At 33.7% G+C, this 16,768-nt stretch carries 15 protein-coding genes and 3 pseudogenes; 15 read left to right on the forward strand and 3 right to left on the reverse strand.

The genetic code is table 11. The annotated features are described in order from the left end of the window. Window positions 1-40 precede the first annotated feature (40 nt). Window positions 41-1,168, reverse strand: coding sequence for an LCP family protein (locus B5P42_RS05440; RefSeq protein ID WP_060749247.1), 1,128 nt, complete (start codon window positions 1,166-1,168; stop codon window positions 41-43). 73 nt (window positions 1,169-1,241) lie between these two features. Continuing rightward, complete coding sequence (locus tag B5P42_RS05445) at window positions 1,242-1,877, reverse strand: YigZ family protein (protein ID WP_061689030.1); 636 nt, start codon at window positions 1,875-1,877, stop codon at window positions 1,242-1,244. A gap of 390 nt (window positions 1,878-2,267) precedes the next feature. Here B5P42_RS05445 and B5P42_RS05455 point away from each other — a divergent pair, with 390 nt between their 5' ends. The 14 genes and pseudogenes from B5P42_RS05455 to B5P42_RS05520 all read left to right on the forward strand — a co-directional run bounded on the left by B5P42_RS05455 (window position 2,268) and on the right by B5P42_RS05520 (window position 13,582). Continuing rightward, window positions 2,268-3,110, forward strand: coding sequence for a DegV family protein (locus B5P42_RS05455; protein ID WP_113733786.1), 843 nt, complete (start codon window positions 2,268-2,270; stop codon window positions 3,108-3,110). 162 nt (window positions 3,111-3,272) lie between these two features. After that, on the forward strand, window positions 3,273-3,587 hold the full coding sequence (locus tag B5P42_RS05460; RefSeq protein WP_002089608.1) for a winged helix-turn-helix transcriptional regulator: 315 nt from the start codon (window positions 3,273-3,275) through the stop codon (window positions 3,585-3,587). Window positions 3,588-3,720: 133 nt separating this feature from the next. Beyond that, window positions 3,721-5,174, forward strand: a pseudogene (locus tag B5P42_RS05465) (C40 family peptidase). 129 nt (window positions 5,175-5,303) lie between these two features. Next, on the forward strand, window positions 5,304-6,653 hold the full coding sequence (gene comFA / locus B5P42_RS05470) for an ATP-dependent helicase ComFA (RefSeq protein WP_142674046.1): 1,350 nt from the start codon (window positions 5,304-5,306) through the stop codon (window positions 6,651-6,653). Then, window positions 6,653-7,357 (forward strand): ComFC family protein, encoded by a 705-nt coding sequence (locus B5P42_RS05475; protein WP_113733789.1) that lies wholly within the window; start codon window positions 6,653-6,655, stop codon window positions 7,355-7,357. Before comFA ends, B5P42_RS05475 begins: the two co-directional genes overlap by 1 nt. Window positions 7,358-7,483: 126 nt before the next feature. Beyond that, window positions 7,484-7,681, forward strand: coding sequence for a cold shock protein CspC (gene cspC / locus B5P42_RS05480; protein ID WP_001990088.1), 198 nt, complete (start codon window positions 7,484-7,486; stop codon window positions 7,679-7,681). Window positions 7,682-8,001: 320 nt separating this feature from the next. After that, window positions 8,002-8,544 (forward strand): ribosome hibernation-promoting factor, HPF/YfiA family, encoded by a 543-nt coding sequence (hpf, locus tag B5P42_RS05485; RefSeq protein WP_002016135.1) that lies wholly within the window; start codon window positions 8,002-8,004, stop codon window positions 8,542-8,544. 288 nt (window positions 8,545-8,832) lie between these two features. Further along, window positions 8,833-9,327: a hypothetical protein gene (locus tag B5P42_RS05490; protein ID WP_002184661.1), complete on the forward strand. Its 495-nt coding sequence runs from the start codon at window positions 8,833-8,835 to the stop codon at window positions 9,325-9,327. Window positions 9,328-9,446: 119 nt separating this feature from the next. Then, window positions 9,447-10,031 (forward strand): hypothetical protein, encoded by a 585-nt coding sequence (locus tag B5P42_RS05495; RefSeq protein WP_113733790.1) that lies wholly within the window; start codon window positions 9,447-9,449, stop codon window positions 10,029-10,031. A gap of 31 nt (window positions 10,032-10,062) precedes the next feature. Continuing rightward, on the forward strand, window positions 10,063-10,851 hold the full coding sequence (locus B5P42_RS05500) for a hypothetical protein (RefSeq protein WP_113733791.1): 789 nt from the start codon (window positions 10,063-10,065) through the stop codon (window positions 10,849-10,851). Then, window positions 10,838-11,532, forward strand: a pseudogene (locus B5P42_RS05505) (hypothetical protein). Before B5P42_RS05500 ends, B5P42_RS05505 begins: the two are co-directional and overlap by 14 nt. A 71-nt stretch (window positions 11,533-11,603) precedes the next feature. Then, entirely contained in the window at window positions 11,604-12,371 is a 768-nt protein-coding gene (locus B5P42_RS05510; protein ID WP_113733793.1) for a hypothetical protein, read from the forward strand. A gap of 3 nt (window positions 12,372-12,374) precedes the next feature. Further along, window positions 12,375-13,013 carry an ATP-binding cassette domain-containing protein gene (locus B5P42_RS05515; protein ID WP_088033375.1) on the forward strand — a complete coding sequence of 213 codons (639 nt, stop codon included), beginning with the start codon at window positions 12,375-12,377 and terminating at the stop codon, window positions 13,011-13,013. Window positions 13,014-13,054: 41 nt separating this feature from the next. Beyond that, complete coding sequence (locus B5P42_RS05520) at window positions 13,055-13,582, forward strand: hypothetical protein (protein WP_113708905.1); 528 nt, start codon at window positions 13,055-13,057, stop codon at window positions 13,580-13,582. A 55-nt stretch (window positions 13,583-13,637) separates the two neighbouring features. Here the strand turns inward: B5P42_RS05520 and B5P42_RS32535 are convergent. Next, a pseudogene (locus B5P42_RS32535) lies at window positions 13,638-13,838 on the reverse strand (tyrosine-type recombinase/integrase); the annotation flags it as partial. A 368-nt stretch (window positions 13,839-14,206) separates the two neighbouring features. Between B5P42_RS32535 and secA the strand changes: the two are divergent. Continuing rightward, a complete protein-coding gene (gene secA / locus B5P42_RS05530; RefSeq protein WP_002034761.1) occupies window positions 14,207-16,714 on the forward strand; it encodes a preprotein translocase subunit SecA in 2,508 nt (835 codons plus the stop codon). The last annotated feature ends 54 nt before the right edge of the window (window positions 16,715-16,768 follow it).

Consider the following 16,768-nt stretch of genomic DNA (forward strand, 5'->3'; position numbering starts at 1 on the left):
AAATAAAAAGAGCCAAATCGTATACGATTTGGCTCTTTTTTTATTCATGATTCCTCATAATCCACTCTGCATGAGCATTTGTAGAAGGGGGAGGAGGCGGTGGTGTTTTGTTCTCACTCGGCTCCTTCTTTGCTTTTGCGCTGGAGTTAGAATTTGAATCGGAATTTGTATTCTCACTTTTCGTAGTCTCTGTTGGAACTTTTGCTTTTTCTCCTATTTCCTTTTCAATTTCGTTACGTACAGTCTCTACACTGATTGGATCTGGAAGGAAGTAATAAATACCGCCTATTTTTCTGTCTTCTCCTTCAAGTTTTAACGTTTGTATTGTAGAAGGATCAAATCCAGAGAGTTTATTGTAAAGAGCGAGTCCGTCTGAAATAGGAATGTCGGTTTTTATATATTTTCCAACTACAGTCGTTAAATCTTTAATTTTAAATACAGTAGAGGCGGAATTTAGTTTTTGAGCAACAGCGGCTAGTAATTGTCTTTGTCTAGCGGCCCGACCATAATCGCCGTTTGGATCCTGCTTTCGCATACGGACGTAAGCAAGTGCTTCTTCGCCGTTTAAATCTTGTTTCCCTTGTTTAAATTGGATTTTTTTGTAGTAATCCACGTCAGAACGTTCCCAAAAATCGAAGGGGACATCGACTGTAACACCGCCAACTGCATCAACGATACCTTTAAAGCCTTGGAAATCAATTTTAATATAGTGATCGACTGGAACTTTTAGAAACCCTTCGACTGTTTTGATTGCCATTTTCTCTCCGCCATAAGCATGTGCAGCGTTGATTTTATCTTCTTTATTTTTTCCAACAATTGGAACTTTAGTGTCACGAGGAATACTCATAAGCGAAACCTTTTGAGTTTTCGGATTGACTGTCGCAAACATTAATGAGTCTGTACGACCATTTTGACCGTCTGTTGCATAATCCTCTATTCCCATAATGAGGATTGTAAATGGTTCCTTTGTAATTTTTACATCTTCGGTTCTTAAATCCGATTTTTCACGAGCAAATCCACTGTACATCCCCATGAGAGAAGTGTAGGAATTTAACATATAAAGTCCTACGCTACCAAATAAAAATGCGAAAATAAGAAAGAAGAAAAACTTTCTTCTACGTTTCTTTTTTATTCTGCTATTTTGGAGATGATAATAACGTTCTTCCATATATAATCTCCTTATTCATTTGTAGGGAATTAATTCACTACATTAATCTTTAAAGGCGATACGTTAGCTATTCTTAGATAACGCCTTGTTCTAAGTACAACATATCTCCTTCTTTAATTGTACACTTCCCGTTTGTTAATTCAATCATCCAATCCGTAAATGTTTGTTTTCGATTTTCTTCTACATACGTATCGAATGTGACGTTTTCTAGATAATGTATATCTTTAATGTTATATTCTGAATTACGTAATTCATTTTCAACTTTGCCAAGCAATGTGTAATCAATTTCTGTTTCCATAACGCGCATTAGTTTTCGCTCAACAACGCCTACGTGATTAAGTCCTTCACTTGTACATTTTCCATATGCACGAATTAATCCACCAGCACCAAGTTTAATGCCACCAAAATAGCGCGTGACGACAACGACAGTATCCTTTAGACCTCGCTTTTTTAATACTTCTAACATAGGTACACCAGCTGTGCCGCTCGGTTCGCCGTCATCGTTTGCCTTTTGAATTTGATCTTGTTCACCGATTAAATATGCGGAACAATTATGTGTTGCATTCCAATGCTGTTTTTTTATTTTTTGTATAAATGTTTGAGCTTCCTCTTCCGTTGTGGCGCGATTCACATAGCAAATGAATCTTGATTTTTGAATCACAATTTCGTGCTCTCCATAGCCTTTTATTGTTAAATATTGTAATAACAATGGTATACGCCCCTATCTTTCAAAATAACTAGTACTTTACATTTTAAAAGCGAGCGTTTTTATATTCAAACATTTTTTACAAATATGTTGAAATTTTTGGTGAGTATTTTATCCCGCATTAACGGGCAGTAAGACTCCCACCTCAAAATTCAGCTGGAGCAAAGAAGTTAGGTGGGAGGTCAACTGCTCGTAAAGGCCCGATTGGTTCAACTAATAATCAGTGGGGGATGAACAAAACCCCCACTGATTAAAGTTTCACTTTATCTTTTTGTTGTAATTTGTCGAGCGAGTGATTGTAGTTTCTAGCCGGCATTTTTATGTATGGATGCACCTTTTCTAGTTTTCGTGTAAAATTAGGGGATAAAAATTTTTTATAAGGCAGGTACGAAAATGAAAACAGCTATTGTTACCGATAGTACAGCATATATACCGAAGCATATTCGTGACGAACTCAATATATATATGATTCCATTAAACGTTGTGTTTGGAACGGAATCTTATCAAGAAGAGGCTGAAGTTTCAGCAAATGATTTTTATATAAAGGTACGTGAACAAGAAGAACTTCCGAAAACTTCGCAACCAGCAATTGGAAAGTTTTTAGAGTTATATGAAGAGTTATCTAAAGAATATGATGCAGTTATTAGCATTCACCTTTCCAGTGGAATTAGTGGTACATATCAAACAGCAACGGCAGCTGGACAGATGGTAGATGGTATTGATGTATATACGTACGACTCTGAAATTAGTTGTGAAGTACAAGGGTTTTACGTGCGTGAAGGGGCGAAATTAGTAAGTGAAGGGAAAGCCCCAGAAGAGATTATCGCTCGCTTTGATGAAATGAAGCAAACGATGGATGCTTATTTTGTAGTGGATGATTTACATCATTTACAACGTGGTGGAAGATTAAATAGTGCACAAGCTTTCATCGGTAGTTTGTTACAAGTAAAACCAGTATTATACTTTAGAGATAAAGTAATTATTCCATTCGAAAAAATTCGTACGCGTAAAAAAGCGTTAAAGCGTATCGTTGAAATCTTTGATGAGCAGGCAAATAAAGGTGTGCCTATGGAAGCTGTTATTATTCATGCGAATCGTGAAGAGGAAGCTAATGAATGGAAACAAGACTTAGAAGAGATATACCCTCATGTTACAATTCGTACGAGTTATTTCGGAGCTGTAATTGGGACGCATTTAGGTGAAGGTGCGCTTGGTTTAGGTTGGTATACGAAGTGATAAAGATATAAAAGCTCTCTTACTTGAAGAGGGTTTTTTTACGGGGATTTGACAAGTTAATATTTGGAAATGGTAAAATGTACGTAAAATTAAATAATGAGGAAAGTTTTATTACTTACTTTTTACAAGAAACTATATTATAATAGAAGAGAGGTGAAACATATGGAGCATAATTCTTGTTTATGTCCAAAGTTTGAGTCAGCTTTTACAATGCTTAGTAAGAAATGGACTGGCTTAATTATTAAATCTTTGCTCGAAGAGCCGAAACGTTTCAGAGAAATCGCAGATATTATACCGAATATGAGCGATCGTATGTTGTCAGAACGTTTAAAGGAATTAGAAGGCGAAGGTATTGTAGTTCGTAATGTTTACCCAGAAGTACCAGTTAGAATCGAGTACGGTGTAACTGATAAAGGGAAAGCGTTGGAAAGTGTTATGGATGAGGTCCAAAATTGGGCTGAGAAATGGATGAAGTAACGTTTCTATTTCATTCATATTGGAGTATTTTCAAAACGTAAGGGGTTCCCTTACGTTTTTTTTCAATCCTATAAAAAACGGTGTAAGGCTCTTAAAATTCTACATATATATACAAATTTAGATATACTTTGCTATAGAGATAAATGTAATATTACATTTATTTTACAAAACCGTAACATTAGCAAAAAAACTCCCGAATTATGGTATAAATTTTAATAGGTTATATACGGAAAATGAAAAAAAGAAAGCGGTGTAAAAAATAAAATGAAAAAGCTAAAAATGGCATCTTGCGCATTAGTTGCAGGGTTAATGTTTTCTGGGCTAACACCAAATGTATTTGCAGAAGATAAAATTTCTGACGTGAAATCACAAATTAACACACAAAATGATACTTTACATAAACAACAACAAGAACGTGATGAATTACAAAAACAAATGAATGACTTAAACAAAACAATCCAAGGTTTGGATAAGTCTGTTCAAGAGAACGCTTCAAAACTTGATGAAACAACAAAAAAAGTTTCTGATACTGAGCAATTAATCGAAAATAAAAATAAAGATATTGCAGAACTACAAACAAAGATTGCAAAACGTGAAGAGTTATTAAGAAAACGTTTAGTTGCACTACAAGAACAGCCAAATACGAACATTGTAACAGAAGTTCTTGTAAACTCTAAAAACGTTGCAGATTTAGTTGATCGTTTAGCTTCTGTGTCTAAAATTATGGAATCTGACGAAGATATCATGAAAACACAACAAGAAGATCAAACGAACGTGAAAAAAGATGTTGAGACAGTAAAAGAAAAACAAAAAGAATTAAAAGAAGCACAAGCTCAAATTGAAACTGCTAAGAAAGAACTTGACGTTGAAAAAGAGAAAAAAGCAACAGCAGTAAACGATTTAAGTGGTAAAATGGATACAGTTGTAACTACAATGACAAGTACGGAAGGTCAATTGAAAGAGCTTGAACAACAGGCATTAAAATTACAACAAATCGCTGAAAAAGAAGCGCAAGAAAAAGCTGCACAAGAAGCTGCTGCTCAAAAACAAGCACAAGAAGCTGCTAAAGAAGCACAAGCTCAACAAGCTGCACCAGCGCAAGCGCCTGCAGAACAAGCTGCTCCAGCAAACAATGCTGGACAAGCTCAAAAAGAAGAGCCTAAAAAACAAGAAGCGAAAAAGCCAGCTCCAGCTCCAACTCCAACTCCAGTTCCGGATACTCATGGTGGCAGACAGGATGTTGTTGAAAAAGCTAGAGGTTTAGTGGGCCTAAAATATGTATGGGGTAGTGCGTCAATTTCAAATGGTGGTTTTGACTGCAGTGGACTAATCTCTTATGTTTACGGTTTAGGTCGTCAAGATACAAGAAGCTTATGGAGCTCTGTACAAAAAATTAGTGCATCTGAAGCGAAGCCAGGAGATCTTATCTTCTTACAAGGTACTTACAGAGAAGGCGTATCTCACGTTGGAATTTACATTGGTGGCGGTCAAATAATTCATGCTGCTGATGAGTCAACAGGTGTTACTTACGGTAGTGTAAATAGCTCTTACAACCAAAAGCATTTCTTAGGTTACGGTAGATTATAGGAATTATAATTGAATAAAAAACGTGTATAAAGTCGATAGCTTACTATTTTATAAGTAGGTTATCGGCTTTTTGAGTTTTTACGAGATAAAGAGCAGGATTTATAGTAGTGCTGGAGGTGGCTATTGATGATGTTAGCTGGTAGACAGTTATTGTTAGAAGAACTCTCTTCAGATTTGCAGGATAAATTGGATCATTTGAAAAGGAATCGAGACGTCGTTTGTGTACAAGGGCTAATTAAGAAGTCTTCAAAATATATGTGTCAGCGCTGCGGAAATATAGAGCAGCGACTATTTGCATCATTGCTATGTAAAAGGTGCAATGAAGTATGTACGTATTGCCGGAAATGTATAACGATGGGCAGGGTAAGTGAATGTACTGTACTTGTTCGCGGGACTGCTGAAATAAGCGGAGAAGGTTATTTGAATCCGTTACAGTGGGAAGGCGTTTTGTCTGACGGTCAGGAGTTAGCTGCGCAAAGTGTCGTTGACGCTGTTAAGCAGAAAGAATCATTTTTTATTTGGGCGGTGTGCGGGGCTGGAAAAACAGAAATGTTGTTTCACGGAATTGCAGAGGCACTACAAAAGGGAGAAAGAGTTTGTATTGCAACACCGAGAACGGACGTTGTACTTGAATTAGCACCAAGATTACAAGAAGTGTTTCCAAATATAAATGTAGCTGCTTTATACGGAAGGAGTTTAGACCGAGAAAAAGATGCGGCGTTAATCGTTGCAACTACACATCAATTGTTACGTTATTATAGGGCGTTCCATGTCATGATTGTAGATGAGATAGATGCTTTTCCGTATCATGCAGATAAGATGTTGCAGTATGCAGTAAACGAAGCGATGAAAGAGAAGGCAGCACGTATTTATTTAACTGCAACTCCAGATGAAAAGTGGAAGCGTAAGTTGCGAAGTGGTAAGCAAAAAGGGGTTATTATTTCAGGGCGATACCATCGTCATCCATTGCCAGTTCCGATATTTCGGTGGTGCGGAAATTGGAAAAAGGGTCTTATACGTAAAAAAATTCCTCGTGCTTTATTACAATGGTTAAATCTGTACTTATCGAAACGATACCCCATTTTTCTATTTGTTCCTCATGTGCGATATGTAGAAGAAATTAGCCAGTTATTAAAATCATTAAACAATCAAGTTGACGGTGTGCATGCAGAAGATCCGGCGAGAAAAGAGAAGGTAGCAGCTTTCAGAAAAGGAGAAATCCCTTTATTAGTTACAACGACGATTTTGGAACGAGGAGTAACTATTAAAAATTTACAAGTTGCAGTTTTAGGAGCTGAGGAAGAAATATTTTCAGAAAGTGCTCTCGTTCAAATTGCAGGGCGTGCTGGCAGAAGCTCTGATGAACCGCATGGAGATGTTATCTATTTTCATTATGGAAAGACAGAGGCCATGGTGCGTGCGAAAAAACATATTCAAAGTATGAATAAGAATGCTAAAGAACAAGGACTGATAGATTGATGCATTGTCTACTTTGTGATGAGTATATTTCATATGCGATTAGTTGGTACACTTTTTTTGTTAAGTTTCATAAAAAGTATATATGTGATAGATGTGAGCAAAAACTTTCCTATATTATAGGAGATATTTGCAAGGAGTGTGGTCGGCCTTTAGAACTTGTACCAGCTGAATATAAAAACGGGGATATTTGTATGGACTGCATAAGGTGGACGAACGAGCAGAGGTTTCCGTCTCTCATAAATCGTTCGTTGCATGTGTATGATGAAGGGATGAAAGAAATATTAGCACAGTTTAAATTTCGAGGAGATGCTGAATTAGTGCATATTTTTCATCAGCCTTTTCGAAGTCTTTTTCAAAAATATTTTGCGAATGTTTCAGCTGTCATTCCGGTCCCCCTTAGTGAAGAGCGAGAATATGAGCGTGGTTTTAATCAAGCTGAGTTACTAGCTTCTTGTTTGCCTATCAAAATGCTTTGTACATCATTAAGAAGAATAGAAACAGAAAAACAAAGTAAGAAGAAGCGTAAAGAAAGGATATCGGGAGTTAATCCTTTTTATTTTCAGGGAGAAGAGCTGTTTCATGAGCAACATGTTTTAATTGTGGATGATGTGTATACGACAGGAATTACTGTCAGGCAAGTTGGAAGCCTTTTGTATGATCGAGGAGCGAGAGAAGTTTCTTGTTTGACGCTTTGTAGAGGTTAATATGTGAATGTCGAAAGGAGTAATAAAAAGACGACAGGTCTTCTTTGACTTAAAGTCTTGTCATTCGTTATAGTCAGAATATGGGGCGAAAGCCCTGATTTTAAGAGTGAAGGGAATGGAATGAACATGCAAGGACGAGTAAAATGGTTTAATGCAGAAAAGGGATTTGGGTTTATTGAGCGTGAAGATGGTGACGATGTGTTTGTTCATTTTTCTGCTATTCAACAAGATGGTTATAAGTCGTTAGAAGAAGGTCAACAAGTTGAGTTTGATATTGTTGATGGAGCACGTGGACCACAAGCAGCTAATGTTGTGAAACTGTAAAAATTAAGTTTTTGGAAAAGATAGAGCTGTATTTTTAGCAGCATTATATAGATGGTGAAGCTCTTGCTCGTAACAAGGGCTTTTTTGTTTTGGGGAAGTTGTCAAAAAGTTGTTTCTTTTCTGTAACCAATTGTCCACAGTTACAGTCGTTATTCACGATGGTAATAGGATAAAATAAAGATAGAAACGATGCATCTTTTCATTTCAACAAAAAACGATAAAAAAATCGCAATTCCACTAATTTTTTTAAAAAAATTAGAAGGAGTTTTTAAGCCGATGTCGAAATTATAGTACATAGGCTTGAAAGGAGGAATTCATCTATGAAATTCAACATTCGTGGTGAAAATATTGAAGTAACTCCAGCATTAAAGGAATATGTAGAGAAAAAACTAAGTAAATTAGAGCGTTATTTTGATACATTCCCAGAGATTAAGGTTAACTTAAAAGTATACTCTGACAAGCAACGTATCGAGGTAACAATTCCATTTACAGATTTATTACTTCGTGCAGAAGAAACAAATAGCGATATGTACGCTGCGATTGATTTAGTAGTTGATAAAATTGAGCGACAAATTCGTAAACATAAAACAAAAGTAAACCGTAAATTACGTGAAAAGGGTTCTATTAAAACTAACTTTATCCTTCCAGAAGCAGTAGCTGTTCTGGATGCGGTAGAAGAGGATGAATTAGAACTTGTACGTACAAAACGATTCGATTTAAAACCGATGGACGTTGAAGAAGCGATCTTGCAAATGGATATGCTAGGACATAGTTTCTTCGTCTTCACAAATGCTGATACAAATGAAACTAATGTTGTATATGGCCGTAAAGATGGGAAATATGGTTTAATCGAAACTAAATAATAATTCGAAGGCGCAGCCGAAATGGCTGCGCTTTTTTTATATGTTTTAGTGGTTGTATTGAGATTTTGAGTGTGATTATCTCTACAAGTATTTCCTTGCCATGAGCATACTAACTTTGTTTAATTTAACAAAATTTTATAATTGTAAATAAAATGTTAAGTTTTCTGAAATTAATTGATAGTGCATTTCGGCTTTGATATCCTAATATTGTATTATAAGGATTTAATTTATTCCTTCAGTGAAAAAATAAAATCAATATAATGCTACAAATTATCGGAGGTGTTTTTAGTGAGTATTAAGAAAAAAAGTCGTTTTATGTTTGGATCTGTTTTATCTTTAGGTATTTTAGCTAGTACTTTTGCTTTAACCGAACCGGCCAAGGCTGATACTAAGGCTAATACAAGGGATGATCATGTGGAATTTACCTTTAGACTTTGGAATGCATATGATTATACTAATGCACGTCCTAAAGAGAATGATACTTCTATGTATATGCGTGTGAAGAGCAGTGAGAAGGGCGGTGGTTCTTTCAACGTTTGGACAGAAGCGGATAAAAATAAAAATGCAGAAAATAGAAAATGGGTAAATGTTTCAGGTGATTCAGGTAAGCATGAAGGAGAAGTGCAACCAGGTAAAACATATCTTTTCAAAAATTATGCATATGAAAACTATGGGAAAAATGTTCCTGTTAGATTTGGTGGTTATTCTAGAGAAAATAATGCTTATCCTACTGCTTGGAGCCCTGATAGTGTAAGACCTAATGGGCCTTACATCGAATATTGATTTAGAAATTATAAATTGAAATTATTTATTTTGTAGCGCTAGAAAAAGTCGTATCGTTTCTAATCTAGATTATACGACTTTTTTCTGCTATTTAATTTTTAAAAATAGGAGGAGCTGTAATGAAACTTATTTCAAAATATATTTTAGTTTGTTTTTTTATATTGAGTATTAGTTTCTTAGTTTCTTGTCAAAAGAAAGTAGATGAACCTATTGTAAATATTGAAGATACTTTAACGGAAAAAGGAAATTTAAAAAGTATTCAGTTGCAAGAAATTAAGAAAAATACTATTTATGAACAAGTATTTTTTGGGAATGAAAATGGTAATGATTTCTTTCAAGGTCAAATAGATAGAAATGATATTGCAATAGAAGATAAGCTTTTAGATAAAAATTTAAAGTCAGGAGTTATACCAGAAAATTATTATGTTTTTTTAACGGGTGTTACGAATAAGAAAAAACCAACGTATCTTTTGGGACGGATTGAACAAATTGATGGAAAAGTAATTCAGTGGAAACAAGAAGTTAAGAGTGTACAAAGAAAAGATGCAAATGGTGCTTATCAGTATGATGTTTATCAGTATGAAGTTGAGTTTCCTAAATTTGAAGGAGAGAGAGCAAATGTTTCTTTTCGTTACATTTGGTTAAATAAAGAAAATAAATGTTATGGTGTTGCGGATCAATTATTCATATTAAAAAAGATTTAAATTTAATTAATGGTTTATGGAGGAGCTATAGATGAGTTACTTTTTAGGAAGGATTTTAAAAGGTAGGATGTTTTGGTTGTCTTTATTTATTATGTTAATAATTGTTATTGCTCAATATATTGCTATGTGTGTAACAACTAAAGGATTTAACGATGATGGGATTATAAAGGTATCCCCATATTTGTCTAATATTTTACATTTTAATAGATTATCGTTTTATTGTGAGTTTTATCTACTTATATTTCCTATGCTTTCCGCGATGGCTGTAACAGGGATTTATAGAATTGATAAAAATTATGGATTTATTTATCCTGTTATTTCTAAGATGGGAACAGGTTATTATTTTAAGCTACTTTATTTTATTAATTTCATTGTATCTTTTTTTATTATAAGTTTCCCTTTACTATTTAATTTTTATTTATATGCAATGACTTATCCAACAGTTGCTCCGCATCCAATATTAAATTATATGGCTGCTACTGTTTCGCCAACAGCTCAATTTAATACGGTTTATTATGAGTACCCTACTTTATATTTTCTAATGTATGTATTTTTAAATGGTTTATACGGTGCGGTTTTTTCAAGTTTGGCTTTATCAATTTCTTTTTTTATAAAACGAGTTTATTTTATTTATTTAGTTCCATTTATTCTACATATTTTTTGGCTTGGTATTGGAAAAGGGATTCTCAATCCTAAAGATTATTTAATTAAAGATTTCGGCTTTTTTGAATTACAAATTTTTCTTAGTGTACTGTTATGTATTTGGTTTTGCTCTGTAGTTCTTTATTTACGGGGGAGTAGGAAGCATGTTCTTTTATAATGTAATGAAAGAAACTATAAGGATGAAATATGTTTGGTTAAGTATTCTCTTTTTACTTAATGTCAGTATCATTGGTTGTTTGTTCAATTATTTTGAATCTGGAATTGTAAAAGAGAAAATGAATGAATTGGAAACTTTGTATAAGGTTATGTCGTTTTATAATTTATCAACTATATTTATTCCTTTAACAATCGTTTTTTCTGTATATTCTATGTCGAATTTTTTTAGTATTTATGTTGTTTATAGAGTGAATAATGCATTGAAATTAGTTTCTATATATTATTTAAAATTATTAGTTTTCGTTTGTTTTTTTGCGGGGAGTATGATTTTACAGTTGTTTTTGATGTCAAATATGATGGCTGTAAATAGTATTTCTGTGAATTATCCATTATTATTTTGCATTCAATTATTTGCGAATATTTTCATATGTATGATAAGTGCTTTGTTGCAATTATTTTTACCTAGTTTACTTGCAATAATATGTATGATCACTGCTGTTTTACTAGATAGATTTATATTACATGGATTTTTATTTGCAAATGTTTTTTATATAAATGTGTTTGAAGATGCTACGGGTTTATTTATACGTTTATTTGGATGTTTTTCTATCTTTTTTATAAGTGTATGGATTTTATCTAAAAAAGTTATATTTCTATGAATGATGAAACAGAGGTGATCTAGTTTACATTATGATTTTATATCATTTGTTAAAAAGAGATTTACATGTAAGGTTTAGAGATTCCATCAAGATAATGGCTTTTTTATTCTTAATTTACGCTATGATTGTATTTACTTTTTTATACAATCAGTCTCTTATTAATGGTAAAGAAGAACCTGTATTAGTAGATGTTACCTTTTATCGATTTTTTCATGGAGTAGACTTTGTTGATTTATCTCACTTTTATAAGGAGGGGCGATTTTCTATCCCTTTTTATTGGATTTTTTTTCAAATCACTCCTTTGTTGCTTGTAGGGAATTTTGCTTTTTCAGATATTCAACAGAATGGTGTTTATTTATTTCCTCGTGTTAAGAAGAAGCATTTTCTTTGGTTAACGAAAATACTATCTTTGTTCTTTTATATAATTAGTATTTGGATTGTTATGTATTTTCTTTGGTTTACTGTTTACTATTTGCTTTCTTTTGGCGAGTATTCTTTTTTAAATTTATATAGTCAATTTTCTTATAAAATATTAGGTACTATGCTAATTCAAATAATCATAAGCTTTTTATTAGCTTTAATTTTTGAGTTTTTAACGTTTTATATACCAATAACTATTGTTTTTGTACTGATGTTGATGTACCTATTTATGTCTATTTTCTTTCATAGTATTTATTTTTTAGGCTCTTTTGTTATGCCAAATCGCTGGTATTTTGTTGATCACAGTTCAATTCAATTGACTTTAGGTAATAATCAATCTATTCAATGTAATGATTTACTTTTAATAGGAGTAGTAATTGTTGTTGTAATGATTTTATTAGGTAGTTTTTGTTTTAAAAAACTAGATGTGATAGGTGAATAATTTATGGACAATTATATTAAATGTGAATGTATGATGAAAAAATTAAAAGGAAATATTGTGTTAGATAATATTAGTTTATCGATAAAAAAAGGCGAGTTTTTAGTTTTGAAGGGGCATAATGGCTCTGGTAAAACGATGATTTTACGAGCTATATCAGGGTTAATGCGTTTGAATTCTGGATTTGTTTATGTAGATAATGAAATTATTGGAAAACAAAAGCAATTTCCTGATTCTATGGGAATATTGATTGAATATCCAAGTTTTATTCCAGGGTATACTGGTTTTCAGAACTTGAAATTTTTAGCATCGATTAACAATAAAATTTCTGATGAGGAAATTTATAATATTATTCAAAGGGTTGGACTTGATAAAGCAGATAAGAGAAAGTATAAAAGATACTCTTTAGGTATGAAACAACGTTTAGGGATAGCGCAAGCTTTAATGGAACGACCAAAATTATTGTTATTAGACGAGCCAACTAATGCTTTAGATAGTGATGGGATAAAAGATGTTTTAGATATTTTGGAAGTAGAAAAATCTAAGGGAACGACTATTATTGTAGCTAGTCATGATGTGCATGTTCTAGATAATGGAATAGTAGATCGTATTGTACATGTTAATAATGGAAAGTTGGTAGATTAATAGTGACAAGAAAACATGTCTTAATAATCATTGGATTGTGTGTGTTGCTATGTACATTTGCTAGTTTGTTTAGATTTAAAACATTAAATCAAAATAATGAATCTTATAAAGTGGTAAAAGATGAGTTTTTATCTAATAGAACTTTTGAAGATGGACAAGGAGTGAAGTTTCATGCACTTGAGCCTCTTGATCCTACAAAAGTTTATGATCCTTATGAAGACCGTGAAGTAGTGACGTATGTGTTACCTTTAAATATTACAAATACAACAAATCGGGATATTAACTTATTTAGTAATAAGTCTATTTCTAATACAATGTTTTATTCTAAAATAGGGGAGTTTTATAATTTAGTTCCTTATTCAATGGAATTACCTGAAAAATATCAGTTTGATCCTGTAATACCTGCTGGTAAAACAGTACGAGGATATATAGGGACAAATTATTTTGTAGGAGATGACCCTGGTAAGCATTATAAAAATTTTTCTAACGAATCAACTAAGGTGAAATTCATTTCTTTTTTGAAGGATAAGGAAGGGAAATATCATGAATTAGAAATACCAATAAATTAATAACATTTATTAGTAGTATTAATTTGAAGTGTAATTGTAAAAAAAGAAAAAGTTCTATATAAAATGTATTAAGTATAGTGTCTTTTTCTTCTTTATTGATATCTATATATTTTAAGTTTATTTTTGAGTTGCTGTGGTTGAGTATATCTTGCAATCTAATGATAGATATTGTTTATAGAAATCAAAAGCTGAAGGTTTTGCGCATTGTGTGAGTATCTATGGATGCTGCACCGGCAAAATCTTTGGCTTTTGTAATTGTCGATTTAAATCTTACTAATATGTTCATTCCAGCTACTCTTTTTAAAGGGAACGGGAAAGAATATTATTTAGAATTAATATGAAATTTGGAATATGAATTTGAAATAGAGAGGTAGGGAAAAGAATTATTAATTTGTTGAAACGAATAAAATAAAAACTTTTTCTGAATCTACGGCTCGACATTTGGACGATTGTTGTCATAGTTATAAGACAAGTGTTACAATTATCATTAGGTTTATACATTTTAGTTTTTTAATTAGGAGAAAAATTGGCATAACATAAATTTGATTTTTATAACGACTGATTGTAAAGAGAAAAAGAAAGCAATCGGAAGTTTTATTTTAATAAAAGAGGAGCGTATTTCCTATGATCGGTATTTTAAAAAAGGTATTTGATGTCAACCAACGCCAAATTAAACGTATGCAGAAGACAGTGGAGCAAATTGATGCATTAGAATCATCTATTAAGCCGCTAACTGATGAACAATTAAAAGGAAAGACGATTGAATTTAAAGAACGTCTAACAAAAGGTGAGACAGTAGATGATCTACTTCCTGAAGCTTTTGCGGTTGTTCGTGAAGCAGCGAATCGTGTTCTTGGAATGCGTCCATATGGCGTACAGCTAATGGGTGGTATCGCCTTACATGAAGGAAATATCTCTGAGATGAAAACAGGTGAAGGTAAAACGTTAACATCTACTTTACCTGTATATTTAAACGCATTAACAGGAAAAGGTGTTCACGTTGTTACAGTCAATGAATACTTAGCGCAACGTGATGCGAGCGAAATGGGACAACTTCATGAGTTCCTTGGCCTAACTGTAGGGATTAACTTAAATAGTATGTCACGTGAAGAGAAACAAGCTGCTTATGCTGCTGATATTACGTATAGTACAAATAACGAGCTTGGGTTCGATTACTTACGTGACAACATGGTGTTATATAGAGAGCAGTGCGTTCAGCGTCCACTTAATTTTGCTATCATCGATGAAGTCGATTCTATTTTAGTCGATGAAGCACGTACGCCGCTTATTATTTCGGGACAAGCTCAAAAATCAGCAGAGCTATACATGTTTGCAAATGCATTCGTTCGTACATTAGAAAATGAAAAAGAATATTCATTTGATGTGAAAACGAAAAATGTAATGTTAACAGAAGATGGTATTACGAAAGCTGAGAAAGCTTTCCATATCGATAACTTATTCGATTTAAAACATGTAGCACTTCTTCACCATATTAATCAGGCGCTTCGTGCACACGTTGTTATGCACCTTGATACAGATTATGTTGTACAAGAAGGCGAAATCGTAATCGTAGACCAATTCACTGGTCGTCTTATGAAAGGTCGTCGTTATAGCGAAGGTTTACATCAAGCTATTGAAGCAAAAGAAGGCGTAGAAATTCAAAATGAAAGTATGACGCTTGCAACAATTACGTTCCAAAACTACTTCCGTATGTACGAAAAATTATCTGGTATGACTGGTACAGCGAAAACGGAAGAAGAAGAATTCCGTAGTATTTACAATATGAATGTTATCGTAATTCCAACGAATAAAGATATTATTCGTGATGATCGTGCTGATTTAATCTTCAAATCAATGGAAGGTAAATTCAATGCAGTTGTTGAGGATATTGTAAATCGTCATAAGCAAGGGCAACCTATTCTTGTTGGTACAGTTGCAATTGAAACGTCAGAGCTTATTTCAAAAATGTTAACACGTAAAGGTGTACGTCATAATATCTTAAATGCAAAAAACCATGCGCGTGAAGCAGATATCATTGCAGAGGCTGGTATGAAAGGCGCTGTAACAATTGCGACGAATATGGCTGGTCGTGGTACGGATATTAAGTTAGGCGACGATATTAGAAACGTTGGCCTAGCAGTTATCGGTACAGAGCGTCACGAAAGTCGTCGTATTGATAATCAGTTACGTGGTCGTTCTGGTCGTCAAGGGGACCCTGGTGTAACACAGTTCTACTTATCAATGGAAGACGAACTAATGCGCCGCTTCGGTTCTGACAATATGAAAGCGATGATGGATCGCCTTGGTATGGATGATTCACAGCCAATCGAAAGTAAAATGGTTTCTCGTGCGGTAGAATCTGCGCAAAAACGTGTGGAAGGAAATAACTATGATGCACGTAAACAGCTATTGCAATACGATGATGTACTTCGTCAACAACGTGAAGTAATTTATAAACAGCGTCAAGAAGTAATGGATTCAGAGAACTTACGCAGTATTATTGAAGGTATGATGAAATCTACGATAGAACGTGCTGTTGCACTTCATACGCAAGAAGAAATCGAAGAAGATTGGAGCATTAAAGGTCTTGTCGATTACTTAAATACAAACCTTCTTGAAGAAGGAGATGTAAAAGAAGAAGAGTTACGTCGCCTTGCTCCAGAAGAAATGAGCGAATCAATCATCGCGAAATTGTTAGAGCGTTATAACGAAAGAGAGAAGCTTCTACCTGAAGAGCAGACGCGTGAATTCGAAAAGGTTGTTGTATTCCGTGTTGTAGATACGAAATGGACAGATCATATCGATGCAATGGATCACCTTCGTGAAGGTATTCATTTACGTGCTTACGGACAAATCGATCCACTTCGTGAATACCAAATGGAAGGGTTCGCAATGTTCGAATCGATGATCGCTTCTATTGAAGAGGAAATCTCTCGTTACATTATGAAAGCTGAAATTGAGCAAAACTTAGAGCGTCAAGAAGTTGTTCAAGGTGAAGCTGTTCATCCATCAAGCGATGGCGAAGACGCGAAGAAAAAACCGGTTGTAAAAGGTGACCAAATGGGACGCAACGATTTATGTAAATGTGGTAGTGGCAAGAAATATAAAAACTGTTGTGGCATTGGGCAGTAATAAGAAACTGTAGTTTAGACTGCTTTGCAAATTTTTACATCAAAAATGTATAAT

It is taken from the genome of Bacillus sp. SRB_331, from assembly GCF_003264175.1.
Lineage (GTDB): Bacteria > Bacillota > Bacilli > Bacillales > Bacillaceae_G > Bacillus_A > Bacillus_A mycoides.